We start from the raw sequence: 21514 nt of genomic DNA on the forward strand, positions 1-21514 counted from the left end.
GCGGATGATGCGCACGATCGTCCTGGTGCACCGCTGGCTCGGGATCGCGTTCTGCCTGCTGTTCGCGATGTGGTTTGCGACGGGAATCGTGATGCACTTCGTGCCGTTCCCGTCACTCACCGAAGCGGAGCGATTTGCCGGCCTTGCGCCGGTGGATCGTGGGCAGGTCCGAATGGCGGTCGACGACGCGGTGGCTGCCGGCGCGATCAAGGATGCCACGCGCGTTCGGCTGATCCAGCGGAGTGACGGGCCGGCCTACGTCGTGTCGGGAGAATCGGGCGTGCGCGCGGTCCGCGCCTCCGATGGACAGGACGCACGATTGGCATCGATCGACGTCGCGCTGGCGATCGCGCAGGATTACGCCCGCCGCCGTGGTCTCGACGCCGGCCGGGCCGCGTTCATCGCGCGCTCCGACCATGATCAATGGAGCGTACCGAACGGCTTCGATCGTCATCGGCCCTTGTTCCGCATCGCGGTCGGAGACGCCGCGGGAACGGAGGTCTATGTCTCGTCGCGCACCGGCGAGGTCGTCCTCGATACGACGCGAGGCGAGCGCGGCTGGAATTGGGCCGGCAGTGTGCTGCACTGGATCTATCCAACGATCCTGCGCAGCAACTGGTCCCTGTGGGACCCCGTCGTCTGGACGCTGTCGCTGCTGGCCCTGGTCGCGGCCATGCTTGGGGCATTGCTCGGAATCCTGCAGATCAGGGTGCGCGGAGGCCGCATGTCCTCACCCTATCGCGGCTGGCATGCGCTGCATCATCTCCTTGGCCTCGTGGCCACTTTGTTCGTGCTGACCTGGATCTTCAGCGGCTGGCTCTCGATGGACCACGGCCGCTTATTCTCGCGCGGGGACCCGGCCCCCGCCGAAGCTGGCGCGATAAACGCCGTGCCGGACTGGACCGCGGCTCCATCGCTCGATCGAGAGCCGATATCGTCCTCGGCCCACGAGGTCGAATGGTTCGCCTTCAACGGCAATCTCTACCGTCGCGAGCGCGTGGGCCTCGACAGGCAGATCCTGGTCGGAGGACGCGAAGCACCACGCGATGGACGCGCGAAATTCATCAGCGCGCCGGAAGCTCGGGGCCTCGCGAGCCGGCTTTCGCCCGGATGCGATATGCCGTCCGTTCTCGCTGCCGACGATGACTACCGCGCTCAATCGGCACTTCCGGGCGCCCCGGTCTACCGCGCCCGCTGCGGCGAGCTCTGGTTCGACATCGACGCTGCCGACGGCCGTGTGCTGCAACGGCTGGACGCCTCGCGGCGCGCCTATCGCTGGTTCTACAGCGCCCTCCACACGTTCGATTTTCCGATCCTCATGGCGCATCCGCGTTTGCGCGACATCCTGATCGTCGGGCTCTGCTGCCTTGGATTGATGTTCTCCGTCACCGGCATCGTCATCGGATGGCGACGCCTGCGCTCGACCTTTGCGGCTTAACGCGCATATAATCTATACGCAGCATGCAAATTGCGGGGTTGCGCCGGTGCGGTCGGCCGCGGATGATCGCGGAAGGAGCGTCGCCGCGCTTCGTCGCATCGGAGCGAATGTGATCGATGGCAATCTTGCGCAAACGTCTCGGCATGATCACGCCGTCCTCCAACTCGGTGCTGGAGCCGGTCACCAGCGCCATGCTGCAGGGCGTTGACGGCGTCAGTGCGCATTTCTCGCGATTCCGCGTCACCGAGATCGCGCTGGACGCCGCGGCGCTGAGCCAGTTTGACGCATCGGTTATGCTGCCGGCGGCCGAATTGCTGGCGGACGCCAAAGTCGATGCCGTCGCCTGGAACGGGACCTCGGCAAGTTGGCTCGGCATTGGCCGCGACAGAAGCCTTTGCACCGCCATCACCACGCGCACCGGCGTGCCGGCGACGACCTCGACGCTCGCCTGCATCGACGCCGTTCGCGCGCTCGGCGCCAAGCGTGTTGGCCTCGTCTCGCCCTACATGGACGATGTGCAGCGGCGCATCGTGGATGTCTGGGCGGAGGAGGGGATCCCCACGCAGGCCGAGCAGCACCTCGGTCTGCGGGACAATTTTTGCTTCGGCGAAGTCCCGCCTGCGACCATCGCGGATATGATCCGGGCCGTCGCTAGGGAGGGCGCGGATGCCGTCGTCGTCCTCTGCACCAATTTCGATGGCGCTGCGCTGGCCGCCCCGCTTGAGCGTGAGCTGGATATCGCAGTGCTTGACTCGGTCGCGGTCACGCTGTGGCGGACGCTCGGCCTCGCCGGCGGCGACATCGGGGCTCTTGCCGAATGGGGCCGGATCTTCCAGACATTGCCGGTCATCAAGTGACGGAGACGCATGTGACGCAGCTCGATCTCGCCATTCGCGGCGGCACCATCGTGACGGCCAGCGACGAGTTTCGCGCCGACATCGGCATTCGCGACGGCCACATCGTCGCCATCGCCGATCGCATCGAGGGTGCGGCCCGTGAGATCGATGCGTCCGGGCTGCTGGCGCTGCCTGGCGGCATCGACAGCCACGTTCACATCTCGCAGCCCTCCGGCCCGGACGTGGTGATGGCCGACGACTTTGCCTCGGCGACGCGTGCGGCGGCCGCCGGCGGCAACACCATGGTGCTGCCCTTCGCGCTGCAGGAGAAGGGGACCTCGCTGCGCGCGTGCGTCGAGAGTTACCGCAAGCTCGCCGAGGGCGAGTGTTACATCGACACCGCCTTCCACCTCATCATCTCCGATCCGACCGCGGTGGTGCTCGGACAGGAACTGCCGGCCCTGGTCAAGGATGGCTACACCTCGTTCAAGGTGTTCATGACCTATGACGACCTCGTGCTCAGCGACAAGCAGCTGCTCGAGGTGTTCGACGTGGCGCGCCGCGAGGAGGCGCTGGTGATGGTCCATTGCGAGGGCTATGACGCGATCCGTTTCCTCACCACCAAGCTCGAGCGTGAAGGCCACATCGCGCCCTTTTATCACGGCACCTCGCGGCCACAGGCCGTCGAGCGCGAGGCAACGCACCGCGCCATCAGCCATGCCGAGATCGTCGGCGTGCCCATTATGATCGTCCACGTCTCCGGCCGCGAGGCAATGGAGCAGGTGCGCTGGGCCCAGCAGCGCGGCCTGCCGGTGCATGCGGAGACCTGTCCGCAATACGTCACGCTCACCGCCGACGACATGAAGGGCCTCAACATGGACATCACGGGCGCGAAATATGTCTGCTCTCCGCCGCCGCGCGATGTCGAGAGCCAGCAGGCGATCTGGGAGGGCATCACGACAGGCGTGTTCCAGACCTTCTCTTCCGACCATTGCCCGTTCCGCTACGACGACCCCAAGGACAAGCTGACGCCGAATGCACGCACCTCGTTCCGCTGGGTGCCGAATGGCATCCCCGGGGTTGAGACGCGGCTGCCGATCCTGTTCTCTGAGGGCGTGTCGAAGGGGCGCATCACGCTGCAGAAGTTTGTCGAGCTGACTGCGACGAACCATGCGCGCATCTATGGTCTCTATCCGCGCAAGGGCTCGATCGGCATCGGTTTCGATGCCGACGTCGTGCTGTGGGATCCCAAACTGACGAAGCCGATCCGGCAGGCCGATCTGCACCACGGCGCGGACTACACGCCCTGGGAAGGTTTTGAGGTCACCGGCTGGCCAGTCACGACCATCGCGCGGGGCCGCGTGGTGTATGAGCAGGGCAGGATCGTCGGCGACAAGGGCGCGGGCGAAGTGCTCAGCCGGGGCAAGTCGAGCCTGGTCTGATCGGGGCGCCGCTCGACCTCTCCTTGAGCTGGAATCTTCTCTCTTACTGATCGTACAATAAAGAGAGGCAGAGCCGACCACCGTGCATAGCTCGTGGGCGCTCGGCCATCCCGCACCTCCGCTTGGTCGCCTGCAAATTAGACAGATCATTTCGACCCCTCCGATTGCAGCGCAGCGAGCATTACGTTTTTCGCGGAGGAATCCATGGTGCGCTGCACTTTTCCGGGAGGGACGAGGGTCGCATGGGCGTGCCGTCTGCGCAGGCAGCGCTGCACCAAAACGTGCAGGGCGGGGCGCGGCGCGCCACGCCGACCGCGCGCTGGCGCAGTGGATTGCGGCACCGCTGGCCCTATCCCGCGCCCATCACTCTGTCGCACGCTCGCAGACGGTGGCATGACAGGCCATGCATGATGAGCGCGCACGAGGTTGCGATGAACGGGAACGACCCGGCGTCCGGTTCGGACGTCGCACGTAGCTGACCCCACACATGAGCTCCTCCGAAAATCACTGGGAAGTCGGCACCGATATCGGTGGCACCTTCACCGATATCATCGCGATCCGGCGCGACTCTGCCGAGGCGCGGATCGCAAAGGTGCCGTCGCGCCCCGACGCCCCGGTTCAGGCGATGCTGGAGGCGATCGAGGCGGTGGGCTTGCGCAAGAGCGAGGTCAAACGCTTCGTCCACGGCACCACGCGCGTGACCAACGCCATAGTCGAGGGCCGTCTGCCGAAGGTGGCGCTGGTCGCGACCGAAGGGTTTTCCGATGTGCTCGAGATCGCGCGCTACCGCCGCCGCGATCTCTATCGTCTCGACATTCCGCCAAAATCGCCGCCGCTGGTGCCGCCGGAGCGCTGCTTCGGGCTGGCCGAGCGCCTCGATCACGAGGGGAGGGTCCTCAAGCCGCTGGAGCAGGCTGAGATCGAGCGTCTGCTGGTCTGGCTGAAGGCGACCGGCGTTCAGAGCGTGGCGGTGGCTCTGCTTCACGCTTATGCCAACCCCGTGCACGAGAAGATGCTCGGCGAGCGCCTCAAGGACGTCGTCGCCCATGTCTCGCTGTCGCACGAGATCAATCCCGAGGCGCGCGAATATGAGCGGACCTCGGCGACCGTGTTCAACGCAGCCGCGATGCCGATCGCGGTGGAATATCTCAGCGAGCTGGAGCAGCGGCTGCCGATCGGGCCGGGCCTGCAGGTGTTTCATTCCGCCGGCGCCATGATCCCGATCTCGGCGGTGAAGCGGCGGCCGCTGGTGATGGCGATGTCGGGCCCTGCGGCCGGCGTGTCGGCGTCGGTCAGCATCGCCCGCCAGCTCGGCACCTCGCGCATGCTGACCTTCGACATGGGCGGCACCACGACCGATGTCTGCCTGATCGTCGACGGCCAGGCCGAGATGACCGACGGCCGCATGCTCGGCGACAAGCCACTGCGCCAGCCGATGCTTGCGGTTCATTCGATCGGCGCGGGCGGCGGGTCGATCGTCCGCAACGGTCCCGGCGGCCTGACGGTCGGACCGGAGAGCGCCGGCTCCGAGCCCGGGCCGGCCTGCTATGGCCGAGGCGGCTTTGAGCCGACCATCACCGATGCCAATGCCGTGCTCGGCTATCTCAATCCCGCGACCAAGCTCGGCGATCGGATCGGCATCGATCTCGAAGCCGCCGGGCGCGTGATCGAGCCGATCGCGCATGCCCTGGGCATGAGCCTGACCAAGACCGCGCTTGGCATCATCAAGGTCGCGAACGCGACGATGGCCCGCGCGCTGCGCCGCGTCACTGTCGAGCGCGGCATCGATGGACGCGACTGCACGCTGCTCGCCTTCGGCGGCGGCGGCCCGATGCATGCCGCCGGCCTCGCCGATCTCTACGGGATTGCAGAGGTCGTGGTGCCCAGTGCATCGAGCGCGTTCTCGGCGCTGGGCTGTCTCACCGCCGATTTCAGCTTCCTGCAGCAGCAGACCCTGCGCGCGGCCCTCGACGGCATCGATCTGGCGCGCGTATCGGAGCGTATTGGGACGCTGATCGACGATGCCTCGGCGCCGCTGATCGCCAACGGCGTCATGAAGGCGGAGGTCCAGGTCGAGCTGGTGGCGCTGATGCGTTACGCGGCGCAGAACGATGCCATTCCGGTCTCCTTTACGCTGCCGCTGGATGTGGCGAAGCTGAAGAAAGACTTTCTGGCGCGACATCACGAACTGTTCGGCTACGCCACCAGCGAGCTTTGTGTCATCGAATCCGTGCGGGTGCAGGCGCGCCGCCCATCCACGACCGTCGTGAGCCGGCCGGCGACGGCGGTAAGGACAGTGTCATCAGGTACGCGAACCTGCTCGTTCGACGACCTGCATGGGATCGAGACCGCGATCGTCGAGCGCGCCGCGATGACCGATATCGTCAGCGGTCCCGCGATCATCGAAGATGCGTGGTCGACCGTGGTGGTGCCGCCCGGCTGGCAGGCGAAGCCTGACGCCGCGGGCAATCTGTTCCTGAGGCGGAGGGCCGCATGACGCTCGATCCGTTCGTCGTCGAGGTTATCAGGCACGGGCTCTCCGCGGCGGCCGAGGAGATGAGCCTCGTCATGACGCGCTCGGCGCGCTCGCCGCTGCTGCGCGAGGCCGGCGATCTGTCGTCCGCGATCACCGACGGCCATGGCGGCCTGGTCGGGCAGGGCCGCGACATCCCGATCCATCTCGGCGCGATGGCCTATACCATTCCTGAATTGCTGAAGGTGATGCCGCGCGACAGCCTGAACGACGGCGACGTCGTGATCTACAATGTCGGTGCGCTCGGCGGCAATCATCTCAATGACGTCAAGGTGGTGCGGCCCGTCTTTGTCGACGGCGAGATCGTGGCGTTCGCGGTCAGCCTCGCACATTGGCCCGATATCGGCGGCACCTGGCCCGGCAGTTATTTTTCCAAGGCCATCGACACGTTCCAGGAGGCGATGCGGATTCCGCCGGTGCTGATCGCGACCGCGGCCGGCGTCAATGCGCCGATCGTGCAGCTGCTGAAGGCCAATGTCCGCGACCCCGAATCCTGCGAGGGCGATCTGCTCGCCCAGATCGCGGCGACCAAGGCTGGCGAGCGGCGCATCGTCGATCTCTGCCGCGAGCACGGCAAGGCGGTGTTCATGGCGACGCAGTCGCGCTTGCACGACCTCTCCGAAATCGAGATGCGGGAGGCGCTCCGCGCGCTGCCGGACGGCGTCTACGAGGGCGAGGACTATCTGGACGACGGCAGTGACAACAACGCGCCCGCGCGCATCCATGTCAAGATCACGATCGCGGGCGACGAGGCGACCTTCGACCTCTCCGGAAGCTGCGACCGCGTCTCGAACTTCTGCAACACGACCCCGTTCATGGCGCGTTCCGCCGTCGCCTATGCCGCGCGCATCATGAGCGGGCGGGACATGCAGCAGAACGCGGGCGCGCTCCGGCCGTTGACCATCATCACGCGCCCGGGCTCGATCCTGGAACCGGGTTGGTCGGCGTCCGTCGCCGCCGGCAATCACGAAACCTCGATGCGCATCGTTGATGCGATCTTCCGCGCGATGCAGGACACCATTCCCGAACGTTTGTCGGCGGGCGGGGCGACCACCGCTGGTGTCCTGTTCTTTGCGCAGCCGCGGCAGGACGGTTCTTGGAAGATGCTCTACGAGGTCCATGGCGGCGGCGAAGGCGCGCGGCATGATCGGGACGGCATCTCGGCAACCCGGGTGCATCTGTCCAATACCTCGAACACGCCGGTCGAGGTGATCGAGGCGAATTACGCAATCCGCCTGGAGCAGCAGTCCATCCGCCGGCAGTCCGGCGGCGCCGGCGCCCACCGCGGCGGCGATGGCGTCGTGCGCGTCTACCGCATTCTGGCTCCGTCGATGCATCTGACCACCTGCATCGAGCGCATGGTGATCCCGCCGTTCGGCATGCAGGGCGGAAAGCCCGGCAAGCCATGCCGCATCTCCCTGATCCGACATGGCGCAAACGTCGCGATCGACGGCAAGTCGAACCTGGTGTTGCAGCAAGGCGATCTCCTGACCGTCGAGACCTGCGGCGGCGGTGGCTACGGCATTGGAGCCGCGGAATGAGGGGATTGCCATGAGCCGATTGTTGCGAACCGGGCTGAATGCTGGCGACAGCGCGCCCATGGCCGTGGTCGGCGGCGAGGGCGTCTATTTTCATCTTGCGGACGGGCGCAAGCTGATCGACGGCAGCAATACCGGCGGTGGGCTGGGGCACCGCCATCCCGCCATGGTGGAGGCGATCCGCCGGGCGGCGGACACGCCCGTCGTCAACGAAGGCTGGACCTGGGTTGGCCGGGAACGGGCAGCGGACGATCTGATGGCCACGGCGTTCAAGGGCGAAGACGATTGGGTCGGCGCGGTACGCTTCTGCATCAGCGGCAGCGAGGCCAACGACATGGCGCTGTCGCTCTGCCAGGCGTTGACCCAGCGCGCACCGCTCGCGACGCGCGAGCGCGCCTATCACGGCATCACCGGCCTGTCGCGCAGCACGACGGTGCAGCCGCAATGGCACGGCGGCCTTGCGGTGCATGCCGGCGGCTCGAAGCTGCCGGCGCCGATGGCGCCGGTGCGGATCCTGCCGGCACCGGATGGCGCGATCTACGGCGCGCCGGCCAACAATACGCCGCCCAGCGAGTATCTTGCAGACGCGCCGCGCCTCTTGTCGGATACGGCGGCGGCGATCATCGATTACACCCAAGGCGGCATCTACTACGATGGCGCCTATCAGGACGAGGTGGCGAAGTGCGCGCGACAGGCGGGCTCGTACTGGATCGCCGACGAGGTCGTCACCGGCGCGGGCCGTGCCGGGCGCTGGTTCGCGTTTCAAGGGGCACAAAGTCGCCCTGATATTGTGACCCTTGGAAAATCGCTCGGCGGGGGCGCGGCCGCCGTTGCCGCCGTCGTGGTGTCGAAGGCGATCGTCGAGCGGCTGAAGGGCACGAGCTGGCAGAACTATGGCACGCTGCGCGGCCATCCGATCAGCATGGCCGCCGTCAGCGCCTATCTCAAGGTTGTCACCGAGGAGAAGATTCTGGAGCGCGTGCAGCGCCTCGAGCAGCTGTTCGCCCGCCGCCTGCTCGCGATCGCGCAGAAGCATCCCAGCGTGCGGCGCGCCGCGGGGCAGGGGTTGCATTGGACGGTCGAGCTGCACGGACCGGATTGGCGCTCCTGGCATGCCGACACCACCGAGGTGCCGATCGCCTCGCGTGTTGCGGAGCGCGCGCTGGAGGCCGGTGCCGTGATCGGAACCAGCGGCGAGCAGACCTCGCTGTTCCTCGCCCCGCCGCTTGTCATCTCCGAGCGCGAGACCGAGCTGCTTCTGGACGCGCTCGACCATGGCCTCGACATTGCCGATGAGGAGCACCGGTGAGTGCGGATCATGCCATGCACATCATGCCGGCGCGCAGGCGTCCGGCTGGAAATTCCGGGCGAGGCTGCGTTAAGCTGCACGCGCCGGCACGTCGCTGAAGCTGCGGCTTCGTCCGAGAGATCACCAGGAAATCGCTGATGCGTATCGTCAATGTTGCCGCCGCCCAGATGGGTCCGATTCAGAAGGCCGACAGCCGCGAGGCCGTGGTCAAGCGCATGATCGCCCTGATGGATGAAGCCAAGAGCAGGGGCGCCGACCTGGTCGTCTATCCCGAGCTTGCGCTGACGACGTTCTTCCCACGCTGGTACGCGGAAGACCGTTCCGAGTTCGACATCTGGTTCGAGCGCGAGATGCCGAACGTGGCGACGAGGCCGCTGTTCGAGCGCGCGGCACAGCACGGAATCGCGATGAATTTCGGCTATGCGGAGCTGACGCCCGACGGCCATCACTTCAACACCGCCATCCTCACCGACAAGTCCGGCAAGATCGTCGGCAAATACCGCAAAGTGCATCTGCCGGGCCATGTCGAGTACGACACCAAGCGTTCGCACCAGCACCTCGAGAAGCGCTATTTCGAGCCCGGCGATCTCGGCTTTCAGGTCTGGCGTGAGCTTGGCGGCATCATCGGCATGGCGATCTGCAACGATCGGCGCTGGCCGGAGACCTATCGCGTCATGGGCCTGCAGGGCGTCGAGATGGTGCTGATCGGCTACAACACGCCGTCGGTGAATGCGGAGAAGAGCGAGGAGGGCGTCGAGAAGCGCCTGTTCCACAATCGCTTGTCGGTGCAGGCCGGCGCTTATCAGAACGCAACCTGGGTGGTCGCGGTCGCCAAGGCCGGCAATGAGGACGGCCACCCGCTGTTCGGCGGCAGCCTGATCGTCGATCCCAATGGCGAGATCGTTGCGGAAGCCAAGACGGAGGACGACGAGGTTCTGGTCCACGCCTGCGACCTCGATGCGACGATCTTCGGCAAGACCACGATCTTCGATTTCGCACGGCATCGCCGCATCGAGCATTACGGCCTGATCACCAGTCAGACCGGCGCGGTGCCGCCGCCGGAGAAGTGACGCCGATGGCAGGCAAGGGCATATCGCTGCGCGAACTGGACCCGCGGGATCGCTACAAGCTGCTCTGCGGCGTGGTGGTGCCGCGGCCGATCGCGTTGGTGACGACGCTCGACGCGAACGGGGCCATCAATGCCGCGCCCTTCAGTTTCTTCAACGTGTTCTCCGAAAGCCCCGCACTGATCGTGCTCGGGCTCCAGCACAAGCCGGATCACTCGCCCAAGGACACGACCCGCAACATCCACCGCGATGGCGAGTTCGTGGTTCACATGGTGGATGAGGCGTTGTCGGTAGCGATGAACGACTGCGCGGTCGATTTTCCCTCCGGCGACAGCGAGGTTACTGCGACCGGACTTGCCACGCTCGCCTCGGTGGACGTGAAGGTGCCGCGCCTTGCCGCTGCGCCCTTCGCGCTCGAATGCCGGCGCCAAATTGTGTTGACCTTCTCGCCGGATCGCGAGCTCTTGGTTGGCGAGGTGCTCAGGGTCCATGCCCGCGATGGGCTGGTCGATGAGGCCAACATGTATGTCGACCTCGACGCCTACCGGCCGGTCGGCCGTATGTTCGGCAATCTCTACACGACCCAGCGGGATACGTTTTCACTGACCCGCGAGAGCCATGCGCAATGGCTGGCGCGGCGGGGCACCAAAGAGCTGAAGGACGCCTAGTGAACCGAGAATTGCACCGTACCCAGTGCCATGGTGACGGCCACCTGTGTTGGGTCGATCACGGCAATGCCGAGCGCGTCCTCCAGCGGACGGCGGTGGCGCGCCATGCCGGCGCAGCCCATCACGATGGCCCGGGCGCCGTCCTCGTCGCGCAGCGCGCGGCCGACCTCGATCATCTTCGCCAGCGTTCCTTCGCCCGATGCGGTTTCGGCGACGCTCATATTCAGCGGCCGCTCGCCGGCGAGTCGCTCCGTCAATCCCATCTGCCTGAGATAGCGCATGTGACGCGGGATCGAACGCTGGGCGATCGCGATGACGCCGAAAGTCTCGGCGCGAGCGAGCGCCGTCAGCACGCCGCACTCGGCAATACCGAACACGGGCCGGTCAGTGCCTTCGCGGCAAACCTGAAGCCCGGGATCGCTGTAGCAGGCGATGACGAAGGCCGCCGAGCTGTTGTCGCTTTCGACCAGCTTTCGCAGCGGCATCGCGACGCTGTCGACGTCGGCCTGGCTCTCGATCCCGAACGGACCTTCCGCCAGCGTCCGGCAGACCACTTCCGGCCCGCTCTCGAACTCGAGCGGCTTCAGCGCATCCTCCAGCCCTTGCGTGACGGCGGGGGTGGAGTTCGGATTGATGACGAGAATGCGCGGCCGGGACATGTCGGTTTTTCCTAAGAAATTTCGAGAACGTGCCTTGAGCCTATCACGGAGTGCCTCATGACTGAACCCGCTTACGACCTGATCATCCGCGGCGGCCGCGTCGCCACCACCACGGACGTCTTCGAGGCCGACGTCGCCATCACAGGCGAGACCATCGCGGCCATTGGCCGCGGGCTTCCCCCCGCCAAGCGCGAGATCGACGCGCGCGGCAAGCTGGTGCTGCCCGGCGGCGTCGACAGCCACGCCCATATCGAGCAGCTGTCCGCGGCCGGCATCATGAATGCCGACACGTTCGAGAGCGCGACCGTCTCTGCCGCGTTCGGCGGCACCACCACGGTGATCCCGTTCGCGGCCCAGCATGTCGGCATGAAGCTGCCGCAGGTGGTGGAGGACTATCATGCGCTGGCCAGGAAGGGCGCGGTGATCGACTACGCCTTTCACATGATCATCGCGGATGCCACCAGGGAGACGGTCGAGGAGCACATCCCCGCGCTGGTGAAGCAGGGCCATGCGTCGATCAAGATCTTCATGACTTACGACCGCCTCAAGGTCGACGACGAGCCCTTGCTCGACATTCTGCTGGCCGCGCGCCAGTCCGGCGCGATGCTGTGCGCCCATGCCGAAAATCACGGCATCATCGCCTGGATGGTGAAGCGCTTGCTTTCGCGCGGCTACACCATGCCGAAATCCCACGCCGTCAGCCACGCCCGCGTCTCTGAGGCCGAGGCCTTCACCCGGCTGATCGGCATGGCGGCGCTGATCGACCAGCCCATCATGATCTTCCATGTCTCGACCGCCGAAGGCGCCAAGGTGATCCGGGATTCGCGCGGGCAGGGGCTCAAGGTGTTTGCCGAGACCTGTCCGCAATACCTGTTCCTGACCGCCAACGATCTCGACAAGCCCGGCTCCGAGGGCGCGAAATGGATGTGCAGCCCGCCGCCGCGCACGCATGCGGACCAGGAGGCGCTGTGGCAGGCGCTCTCGCTCGGCGATCTCCAGACCATCTCGTCGGACCACGCTCCGTATCGCTATGACGAGACCGGCAAGCTGCGCGCTGGCCCGAGTCCGAACTTCAAGCAGGTCGCGAACGGACTGCCGGGACTGGAGCTGCGGCTGCCGCTGCTGTTCGACGCGATGGTGTCGAAGGGACGGCTGGGCCTGGAAAAGTTCGTCGAGCTCACCGCGACCGCGCCGGCAAAAATCTACAATCTGCATCCGCGCAAGGGCTCGATCGCGGTCGGCGCCGATGCCGATATCGCGATCTGGGACCCCAACCGCGAGACCGTGATCGCGGACGAGATGATGCACGACCTTGCCGGCTACACGCCGTTCGCAGGCCGCAAGCTGAAGGGCTGGCCGGTATCGGTGCTGTCGCGCGGCCGCGTGATCGTCGAGGACAACAAGTGCCTCGCATCCGCCGGCAGCGGAAAATTCCTCGCGCGCAGCGGCGGTGAGGCGGCAAAGCCGACCGGAAGGCTCGTCGCCGACATGGATCCGGAACGGAATTTCGGGGCAAAATTGCTGTGACGGCGGATCGCGCGCGATGAAGATCGTCATCTTCGGCGGCACCGGCTTTGTCGGCCTCAATCTGGCCGAGGTGCTGCTCGCGCGTGCGCACGAGGTGACGCTGTATGATCGTGCGCCGTTACCGCCGACAGCGCCGCGATCGCTGGCCGACTATGGCGAGCGGCTCAAAACCGTGCAGGGCGACATCACCGACGCAGAACGCATCGACGCTCTCATCGCCGAGGGCTGGGACGCAATCGTGCTGGGCGCCGCGGTCACCGCGGGCGAGGAGCTTGAACGCGCATCGCCGGCGCGCGTTCTCGAGATCAACGTCATGGCCCAGATTCCGATCCTGCAAGCGGCGATCCGCCATGGTGTTCGCCGCCTCGTCAATCTCTCGTCGGCATCGGCTTACGGCGCCGCAGGTCAGCGCGTTTCGGTGCTGGACGAGGAGACCCCCTGCGATCCCGTCTCCTTCTACGCCATCAGCAAATTCGCCTCGGAGCGCTCCGTGGCACGCCATGCCGAGTTCTTTGGCGGCGATTTCCTGAGCGTGCGGCTGAGCGCTGTGTTCGGTCCGTGGGAACGGCCCGGCTCGGTGCGCGATACGCCGAGCCTCCAGTACCAGATCCTCGCCGCGTTCGCGCGCGGGGAGCCGGCGCTGCTGCCTGCGTCGGGGGTGAAGGACTGGACCTACGCGCCGGACGCTGCCGAGGGAGTGGCCGTGCTGATCGAAGCCGAGCGGCCGCGCCATAGTCTCTACAATATCTCCAGCGGCGTGGCCTGGTCGGCGCTGCAATGGGGTGAGACCTTTGCGGCCCTGCATCCGGGGCTGCAGTGCCGGCTCGCGGCGCCCGGAGAGAAGACCTTCATCAAGCTCCACGGCGGTGATCGCGCGCCGATGTCGGTTGCGCGGATGGCCGACGAATTCGGCTGGCGTGCGCGGTTCGGCTGCGCGGAATCGGCAGCCGCGATGAGCGCCTGGTGGGTGCAGCACAAGGAGGAGATTTGAGATGCGGCTGCAGGGGCGCACGGCCATCATCACGGGAGCAGGCTCTGGGATCGGCCGCGCCAGCGCAAAACTGTTCGCGGAGGAGGGCGCGCGGCTCGCGCTGGTCGATCGCGATGCGGTGGGCCTTCAGGAGACGCTTAGGCTGATCGGCGAGGCAACGATCCATGTCGGCGACGTCGGCGATGCCGGTCTCGCCGAAACCGTCGTCAGCGACGTCGTCGGAAGCCACGGGCAGGTCGATGTCCTGATGACCGCCGCCGGCTTCTCCTGCGGCGGCACGGTGCTGACGACGAGCCTTGAAGACTGGGACGCGGTGTTCCGCACCAATGTCGGCGGCACCTGGCTGTGGGCGCGGGCGGCGGTGCCGCACATGCAGCGGCGAAAGCGCGGCTCGATCGTCACGCTGGCCTCGCAGCTCGCGATCGCCGGTGGCAAGGGCAACAGCGCCTATATCGCCGCCAAGGGCGCCATCGTCAGCCTGACCCGCACCATGGCGGTGGATTTCGCCGCCGACGGCATTCGCGTCAACGCGATCGCGCCGGGCGCGATCGACACGCCGATGCTTCGCCGCAGCTTTGCCCGCCACGCCAGTCCGGACGAGGTGCGCGAAGCCTCGCGCAACCGCCACGCCATGAAACGTTTCGGGGTGCCTGAGGAGATCGCGCAGACCGCGCTGCATCTCGCCAGCGATGCGTCCTCGTTCACGACCGGCACCGTGGCCGTGGTCGACGGAGGCTGGCTGGCGGCATGAGCGAAGCGCTGACACACCTCGAGGCGCAGGTTCGCGCCGATCTCGCCAGGATCGCGCATCCCTGCGCCGCATGGCTCGAGCCGAAGGCCGGGCCGGACGGCAAGCCGGCGCTGGATGTCCTCATCATCGGCGCCGGCCAATCCGGCATTGCCATCGGCTTCGGTCTGATGCGCTCGCGCGTCAGCAACATCCTGCTGATCGACAAGGCCGCGGAGGGGAAGGAGGGCCCGTGGCTCACCTATGCCCGGATGCCGACGCTGCGCAGCCCGAAGGACTACACCGGCCCGGACCTCGACATCCCGAGCCTGACCTACCAGTCCTGGCACGAAGCGCGCTTCGGCAAGGAGAGCTGGCAACAGCTCGCGCTGATCTTGCGAGAGCACTGGGCGGCGTATCTGCTGTGGGTGCGGCACACGATCGGCTTGCCGGTGCGCAATGATTGCGAGCTTCTGGAGATTGCGCCGGCGGCGGGCGGCCTGCTCGCCGCGCGCGTGAAACAGGCCGGCGCCATCGAGACGCTCTACACCCGCAAGATCGTGCTGGCGACGGGGCAGGAAGGCATGGGCGGCTGGATCACCCCCGAGCCGCTGCGTCATCTGCCGTCAGGCCAGGTCGCGACCGTCGCTGACGACATCGACTTCGAAGGCCTGCGCGGCAAGCGCGTCGCGGTGATCGGCGCCGGCGCATCCGCCTTCGACAATGCGGCGACTGCATTGGAAGCCGGCGCCGCCGAGGTGCATCTGCTCTGCCGCCGCGCGCAGATCCAGCTGATCCAGCCCTATCGCTGGCTGACCTTCCGCGGCTTCCTGCGTCATCTCAGCGATCTCGATGATGCCTGGCGCTGGCGCTTCATGCGCACCATCCTGGAAATGCGCGAGGGATTTCCGCAAGCAACCTACGATCGTTGCGCGCGTCACGCCAATTTCACATTGCGCGAGGGCGCGCCGGTCGAAGCCGCGCGCGAGACCGGCAAAGCGGTCGAATTGCAGACGCCGCATAGAAGCATCACCGCCGACTTCGTCATCTGCGGCACCGGCATCGACATGAACTTCGCCGGGCGCAGCGAGCTCAGCCGCTTCGCCGGCAATATCGCGACCTGGGGCGACCGCTACCAGCCGCCGGCGGGCGAGCGCAACGAACGGCTCGGCCGTTTCCCCTATCTCGCCGACGATTACGCTTTCACCGAGCGCGTGCCGGGCAAGACACCCTGGATCTCCGACATCCATCTCTTCGCCATCGCCTCCACCATGAGCTTTGGTGCATCGGGATCCTCGATCAACGCAATGACGACGGCGGTGCCGAAGCTGGTCCATGGCCTGACGCGCGGCCTGTTTCGCGCCGATGTCGAGCGGCACTGGGCCGCGCTCAGCGCCTATGACGTGCCGCAGGCCGTGGTTACGCGGCCTGCGCGAAGAATGGAGGAATTGCAGTGATCATCCATGCGCCTCCGCGACGACGCGTCTGCAAGCGCGCGCCATGAGACTGGCGCGCAACTTGCCTCCTTCTTTACCTGCCTTGCTGGCGCTCTCGTACGAAATTCAGGGAAAAACCAATGCGTTTTGTGTCTTTCAGGTCGGCGTCCTCCGTGCTCGCCACCACCGCGCTGTTGCTCATCGCCACCGCGCCTTCGCAGGCGCAAACCCGGGCCGAGACACTGCGCTACGTCACCGGCGCGTCGGTTAACACGCTCGACCCCAACATCCCCGGCTCGACGCGCGAATCCTTCGCCCTGAGCATGAGCACCTACGACCGGCTCGTGGCGTTCGGCCGCAAGCAGCTCAACGGCAAATGGGTATTCGATCTCGACAAGATCACGGGTGAGCTCGCCGAATCCTACGAAGTCAGTCCCGACGGCTTGAAGCTCACATTCCGCCTGCGCAAGGACGCCAAATTCCAGGACGGCTCGCCCGTCACCGCCGAGGACGTGAAATGGTCGCTCGATCGCTGCGTCACCGCGCCGATCCTCGGCAAGGCGCAGCTGCTCACAGGCTCCCTGACGTCGGCTGATCAGTTCAAGGTGGTCGATCCTCTCACCATCGAGGTGACGCTGCCCAAGCCCGACAAGCTCGCGCTCCCCAATCTCGCCACCGTCTATCCCATGATCATCAACTCGAAGGTCGCCAAGGAGCACGCGACGCCTGATGATCCCTGGGCGACGGCCTGGCTGAAGGAGCATACGGCCGGCAGCGGCGCCTATGTGGTCGAGAGCTTCAAGCCGGGCGAGCAGGTGATCGCCAAGCGCAACGAGGCCTGGAACCGCGGCTCGCCCGACAAGCCGGCCTTCTTCAAGCGCGTGATCATCCAGTCGGTGCCGGAGCCGGCGACCCGCGCCAACCTGGTCGAGCGCGGCGATGCCGATCTCGTCGTTGACCTCCAGGCCAGCGACGTGCAATCGCTCGAGGCCAAGGGCAAGCTCAAGGTGATCTCGACGCCGCAATACAACTCGATCACCTTCGTCTCGATGAACAACCAGATCCCGCCCTTCGACAACGTCAATGTCCGCCGCGCCATCGCATTCGCGCTGCCTTATGACGATATGTTCAAGGCGGCCCTGTTCGGCCGCGGCGCGCCGCTGTTCGGCGCGACCTGGCCGGATGGCAAGCCGCTCAACGGCATCTATCCGTTCCAGCAGCCGCTGAAGACCGATCTCGACAAGGCCAGGGAATATCTCAAGGCGGCCGGCCTGCCGGAAGGTTTCTCGACCACCTTCAGCTTCAATGTCGGCCAGGCCTCGACCGCCGAGCCGATGGCGGCGCTGGTCAAGGAGTCGCTTGCCAAGATCGGCATCAAGGTCGATATCCAGAAGCTGCCGGACGCGCAGATGTCGACGCAGATCAACGAGAAGAAGCTTCCCTTCTTTACCGAAGGCATCGTCGCCTGGCTGCCGTCGACCGATTACTTCTACCGCAACTTCTACACCGGCAATCAGCGCTGGAACTACTCTTCGATCAACAACCCGGAGCTTGCCGCGATCGCGCAGGAAGCCCGCTTCGAGCCCGATAAGGCCCAGTACGAGGAAGCGGGCCGCAAGCTCAACGCGATGCATTTCGACCTGATGCCGCAGGTGATGCTGTGGCAGCCGAACCAGGACGCGGTGATGGCCTCGTCGATCGAGGGCTACACCTACGAGTTCCATCGTCAGGTCGACTATCGCGATGTCAGTCGCAAGTGATATCGGTAGGCGAGGGAGGCTCTGAACGGCGATGACCGGTCTTGGCGCAACGATGGTGCGGGCGGGCAGGCGGCTCTTGTCGTCGCTGCCGGCGCTGTTCGGTGTGCTGGTCTTCACCTTTCTCTTGATGCGCGTGCTGCCCGGCGACCCCGCAGTGTTCTTCGCCTCGGGGCCCAATGCCGGCAAGGAGGAGATCGAGCAGATCCGCAAGCAGATGGGACTCGACAAATCGGTGCCGGAGCAGCTGGTGTTCTATCTCTCCGACATCGGCCACGGCAATCTCGGCCGCTCCATGATGACAGGGCAGCCTGTGCTGAAGGATCTGCGCGAGCGGCTGCCGGCCTCGCTCGAGCTCACCTTCACCGCACTCCTGATCGCGCTCATCGCGGCAGTGCCGCTCGGCGTGCTGGCGGCGCTGCGGCCAGGGTCGATCGTCGATCACGGCGTGCGGCTGTTCTGCGCGCTCGGTGTCTGCGTGCCGACCTTCGTTTCGGGCCTGCTCTTGATTTACGTGTTCTACTATCTGCTCGGGCTCGCGCCGGATCCGACCGGGCGGATCGACGTGTTCACGTCGGTGCCGCCGCCGCGCACCGGCTTTCTGTTGATCGACTTCCTGCTCGCCGGCGACATCGAGGGCTGGTGGACGGCCTGCAAGCAGTTGATCCTGCCGGCGGTGAGCATGGCCCTGTTCGTGATCGCGCCGCTGGCGCGCATCACACGGGCCTCCATGCTGGTGTCGCTCGGCAGCGATTTCGTGCGCACGGCGCGCTCGGTCGGATTGTCCTGGCGCAAGGTCGTCGTCACTTACGCGCTGCGGAATGCGATCCTGCCCGTGATCACCATCGCCGGCATCGTGTTCTCGACCATGCTGGGCGCCAATGTGCTGGTGGAAAAGGTGTTCTCCTGGCCGGGCGTCGCCTCCTATGCGCTCGATGCGCTGCTGTCCTCCGACTACGCGCCGGTGCAGGGTTTCGTGCTGCTGATGGCCAGCCTGTTCGTGCTCGTCAATCTGGTCGTCGACATCTGCTACGGCATCGCCGATCCCAGGGTGTCGATCGGATGACCAGCGCAACCCTTCGCCATTCGGTCTGGATCCTGCGCGGCAACCCGCTGACCGCAATTGCGGCGACCGGCGTGCTCCTGTTCGTGCTGGTCGCGATCTTCGGGCCTTGGATCGTACCCTACGATCCCGTGGCCTCGAATGTCTCGGAGGCCCTGCTGCCGCCGAGTTCGGCGCATATTGCGGGCACCGACCAGCTCGGCCGCGACGTGTTCAGCCGTCTCGTCATCGCCGCGCGGCTCGATCTTGCCATCGCCGTCTCCGCGGTCGGCATTTCGTTCCTCATCGGAGCCGTGGTCGGCTCATTCTGCGGCTATGCCGGCGGCCGGCTCGATCGCGGCGTCGGCCGCTTCGTCGACGTCATGATGGCCTTTCCGTTGTTCGTGCTGGCGATGGCGATGGTCGCGGCCCTCGGCAACCGCATCGAGAACATCGTGATCGCCACCGCGATCATCAATCTCCCCTTCTACATCCGCTTCGCCCGCGCCGAGGTCAACGTCCGCCGCAATGTCGGCTGGGTCGAGGCGGCGCGCGCCTGTGGCGAGAGCCATTTCTCTGTCGTGCTGCGCTTTCTGCTGCCGAACATCCTGCCGGCGATGGCGGTGCAGATCTCGCTCAATCTCGGTTGGGCCATATTGAATGCCGCCGGCCTGTCCTTCATCGGTCTCGGCGTCAAGCCGCCGACGCCGGAATGGGGCATCATGGTCGCGGAGGGGGCGCGCTTCATCTCGACGGGACGATGGTGGCTGGTGGCCTTTCCGGGCTTGGCGCTGATGATGGCGGTGCTGTGCTTCAACCTCCTCGGCGACGGCATGCGGGACATTCTCGACCCCCGGATGCGCACATGAGCGAGGAGTTGCTCAAGATCGACGATCTCCACGTCACGTTCTCGACCCGGCGTGGCATGGTCGAGGCGGTGCGCGGAGTGACGCTCTCGGTCGCGAAGGGCGAGATGCTCGGCCTCGTCGGCGAAAGCGGCTCGGGCAAGTCGGTCACCGGCTTTGCCACGACCCGGCTGCTCGATGCGGCCGGGCGCGTCACCGGCGGCAAGATCCTGTTTCGCGGTCAGGACGTGACGAAGCTGCGCGGCGATGACCTCCGTCATCTCCAGGGTGCCGCGATGTCGATGATCTTCCAGAACCCCCGCGCCGCGCTGAACCCGATCCGCGCGATTGGACTGCAGATCGCGGACGCGATCCTCACTCACAAAAAGATAACGAAGGAGGCCGCGCGCGCCGAGGCGCTGGACCTGTTGCGCGCCGTCCAGATCCGCGATCCCGAAGCGCGGATGAACGCCTATCCGCATGAGCTCTCGGGGGGCATGTGCCAGCGCGTCATGATCGCGATCGCGATCTCCTGCAATCCCGCGCTGTTGATCGCGGACGAGCCGACCACCGGCCTCGACGTCACCACCCAGAAAGTGGTGATGGATCTGCTCGCGGACATCGCCGCGGCGCGCGGCATGGCCACGATTCTGATCACGCATGATCTCGGCCTCGCGGCGCGCTATTGCCGCCGCATCGCGGTGATGGAGCGCGGCCGCATCGTCGAAGAGGCTGATCCCAGGACGCTGTTCAGCACGCCCCGGAATGCCTATACGAGGCGGCTGGTTGCGGCATCGCCGACCGCGACGTCCCGTATCGAGGACCTCGTGACGGAGGAGGAACGCGAGCGCTATGCGGCCGTCATCAGCAAGCCCCGGCCTGAGCTTGCGCACGGCACGCCGCCGCTATTGGAAGTGCGCAAGCTTGCAAAGCGCTTCGACCAGGGCGCCGCGGCCGTTGCCGATTTCTCGATGACGATGGCCGGCGGCGAGAGCGTCGGGCTCGTCGGTGAATCCGGGTCCGGCAAGAGCACGACGTCGCGGATGATCTGCCGGCTGATCGACCCGAGCGAAGGCGACATCGTATTCGCAGGGCATTCGATCGGCCACGTGGCCTCACGCGACTTTCACCGTTCGCCCCTGCGAAAAGACATCCAGATGGTGTTCCAGGATCCGAACGAGAGCCTCAACCCGCGCTTTACGGCCTTCGATTGTATCGCGCACCCCCTGATGCGGCTCGATGGCATGCGCGCGGGCGAGGCTCTGCGCAAACGCGTCGAAGAATGCGCCGAGAAAGTGGGGTTGCCGCAGGACCTGTTGCCGCGTTTTCCGCACCAGCTTTCGGGCGGCCAGAAGGCCCGCGTCGGCATCGCCCGGGCCATCGCCTGTCGGCCGCGGCTGCTGGTGCTGGACGAGCCGACCGCCGCGCTCGACGTTTCGGTTCAGGCAGTTGTGCTGCAACTGCTCGACCGCTTGCGGCGCGAGAACGACATCGCGCTGCTGTTCGTCAGCCATGATCTCAACGTGGTGCGCATGCTCTGCGACCGCACCATCGTGCTGCGCAACGGCGGTATCGTGGAGCAGGGCGAGAGCCGGGCGCTGTTCGACAATCCGAAGACCGACTACACGCGCAAGCTGGTCGAGGCGATCCCGCATATCGAGACCGGCGCGATGCTGGCGACGGCGCTTTGAGGCCTGGC

At 66.1% G+C, this 21514-nt stretch carries 17 protein-coding genes; 16 read left to right on the forward strand and 1 reads right to left on the reverse strand.

All coding sequences use genetic code 11. The features are described 5' to 3' along the window. The first annotated feature begins 4 nt into the window (after positions 1 to 4). The 8 genes from X268_RS10545 to X268_RS10580 all read left to right on the forward strand — a co-directional run bounded on the left by X268_RS10545 (position 5) and on the right by X268_RS10580 (position 10831). A complete protein-coding gene (locus X268_RS10545) occupies positions 5 to 1438 on the forward strand; it encodes a PepSY domain-containing protein (protein ID WP_128924887.1) in 1434 nt (477 codons plus the stop codon). 116 nt (positions 1439 to 1554) lie between these two features. Then, positions 1555 to 2295: a maleate cis-trans isomerase family protein gene (locus X268_RS10550; protein ID WP_128924888.1), complete on the forward strand. Its 741-nt coding sequence runs from the start codon at positions 1555 to 1557 to the stop codon at positions 2293 to 2295. Next, positions 2256 to 3716 carry a dihydropyrimidinase gene (hydA, locus tag X268_RS10555; RefSeq protein ID WP_128924889.1) on the forward strand — a complete coding sequence of 487 codons (1461 nt, stop codon included), beginning with the start codon at positions 2256 to 2258 and terminating at the stop codon, positions 3714 to 3716. The genes X268_RS10550 and hydA (X268_RS10555) overlap by 40 nt, the downstream gene beginning before the upstream one ends. 487 nt (positions 3717 to 4203) lie before the next feature. After that, the gene (locus X268_RS10560; protein WP_128924890.1) at positions 4204 to 6213 is read left to right on the forward strand and encodes a hydantoinase/oxoprolinase family protein; all 2010 of its coding nucleotides are present in this window, start codon (positions 4204 to 4206) and stop codon (positions 6211 to 6213) included. Next, positions 6210 to 7790, forward strand: a complete 1581-nt coding sequence (locus tag X268_RS10565) for a hydantoinase B/oxoprolinase family protein (RefSeq protein WP_128924891.1) — start codon at positions 6210 to 6212, stop codon at positions 7788 to 7790. Before X268_RS10560 ends, X268_RS10565 begins: the two co-directional genes overlap by 4 nt. A 10-nt stretch (positions 7791 to 7800) precedes the next feature. Beyond that, entirely contained in the window at positions 7801 to 9096 is a 1296-nt protein-coding gene (locus X268_RS10570; RefSeq protein ID WP_128924892.1) for an aminotransferase class III-fold pyridoxal phosphate-dependent enzyme, read from the forward strand. Positions 9097 to 9233: 137 nt separating this feature from the next. Next, positions 9234 to 10166: an N-carbamoyl-D-amino-acid hydrolase gene (locus X268_RS10575; protein WP_128924893.1), complete on the forward strand. Its 933-nt coding sequence runs from the start codon at positions 9234 to 9236 to the stop codon at positions 10164 to 10166. A 5-nt stretch (positions 10167 to 10171) separates the two neighbouring features. Further along, positions 10172 to 10831, forward strand: coding sequence for a flavin reductase family protein (locus tag X268_RS10580; RefSeq protein WP_208764431.1), 660 nt, complete (start codon positions 10172 to 10174; stop codon positions 10829 to 10831). Here the strand turns inward: X268_RS10580 and X268_RS10585 are convergent. Then, positions 10828 to 11490: an aspartate/glutamate racemase family protein gene (locus X268_RS10585; protein ID WP_128924895.1), complete on the reverse strand. Its 663-nt coding sequence runs from the start codon at positions 11488 to 11490 to the stop codon at positions 10828 to 10830. The genes X268_RS10580 and X268_RS10585 overlap by 4 nt on opposite strands. A 57-nt stretch (positions 11491 to 11547) precedes the next feature. On the opposite strand from X268_RS10585, the gene hydA (X268_RS10590) reads away from it, so the two are divergent. From hydA (X268_RS10590) to nikE, 8 genes are all read left to right on the forward strand, one after another. Continuing rightward, positions 11548 to 13017, forward strand: a complete 1470-nt coding sequence (gene hydA / locus X268_RS10590) for a dihydropyrimidinase (protein ID WP_128924896.1) — start codon at positions 11548 to 11550, stop codon at positions 13015 to 13017. A gap of 16 nt (positions 13018 to 13033) precedes the next feature. After that, positions 13034 to 14008: an NAD-dependent epimerase/dehydratase family protein gene (locus X268_RS10595; protein WP_128924897.1), complete on the forward strand. Its 975-nt coding sequence runs from the start codon at positions 13034 to 13036 to the stop codon at positions 14006 to 14008. 1 nt (position 14009) lies between these two features. Beyond that, positions 14010 to 14759 (forward strand): SDR family oxidoreductase, encoded by a 750-nt coding sequence (locus X268_RS10600; protein WP_128924898.1) that lies wholly within the window; start codon positions 14010 to 14012, stop codon positions 14757 to 14759. Then, positions 14756 to 16192 (forward strand): NAD(P)-binding domain-containing protein, encoded by a 1437-nt coding sequence (locus X268_RS10605; RefSeq protein WP_128924899.1) that lies wholly within the window; start codon positions 14756 to 14758, stop codon positions 16190 to 16192. Before X268_RS10600 ends, X268_RS10605 begins: the two co-directional genes overlap by 4 nt. A 119-nt stretch (positions 16193 to 16311) precedes the next feature. Continuing rightward, on the forward strand, positions 16312 to 17931 hold the full coding sequence (locus X268_RS10610) for an ABC transporter substrate-binding protein (RefSeq protein ID WP_128924900.1): 1620 nt from the start codon (positions 16312 to 16314) through the stop codon (positions 17929 to 17931). A gap of 31 nt (positions 17932 to 17962) precedes the next feature. Then, a complete protein-coding gene (locus tag X268_RS10615) occupies positions 17963 to 18994 on the forward strand; it encodes an ABC transporter permease (protein WP_128924901.1) in 1032 nt (343 codons plus the stop codon). Beyond that, positions 18991 to 19839, forward strand: coding sequence for an ABC transporter permease (locus X268_RS10620; RefSeq protein WP_128924902.1), 849 nt, complete (start codon positions 18991 to 18993; stop codon positions 19837 to 19839). The genes X268_RS10615 and X268_RS10620 overlap by 4 nt, the downstream gene beginning before the upstream one ends. Continuing rightward, positions 19836 to 21506, forward strand: a complete 1671-nt coding sequence (gene nikE, locus X268_RS10625) for a nickel ABC transporter ATP-binding protein NikE (RefSeq protein WP_128924903.1) — start codon at positions 19836 to 19838, stop codon at positions 21504 to 21506. Before X268_RS10620 ends, nikE begins: the two co-directional genes overlap by 4 nt. Positions 21507 to 21514 lie beyond the last annotated feature (8 nt).

The organism is Bradyrhizobium guangxiense (assembly GCF_004114915.1).
GTDB classification, from domain to species: Bacteria; Pseudomonadota; Alphaproteobacteria; order Rhizobiales; family Xanthobacteraceae; genus Bradyrhizobium; species Bradyrhizobium guangxiense.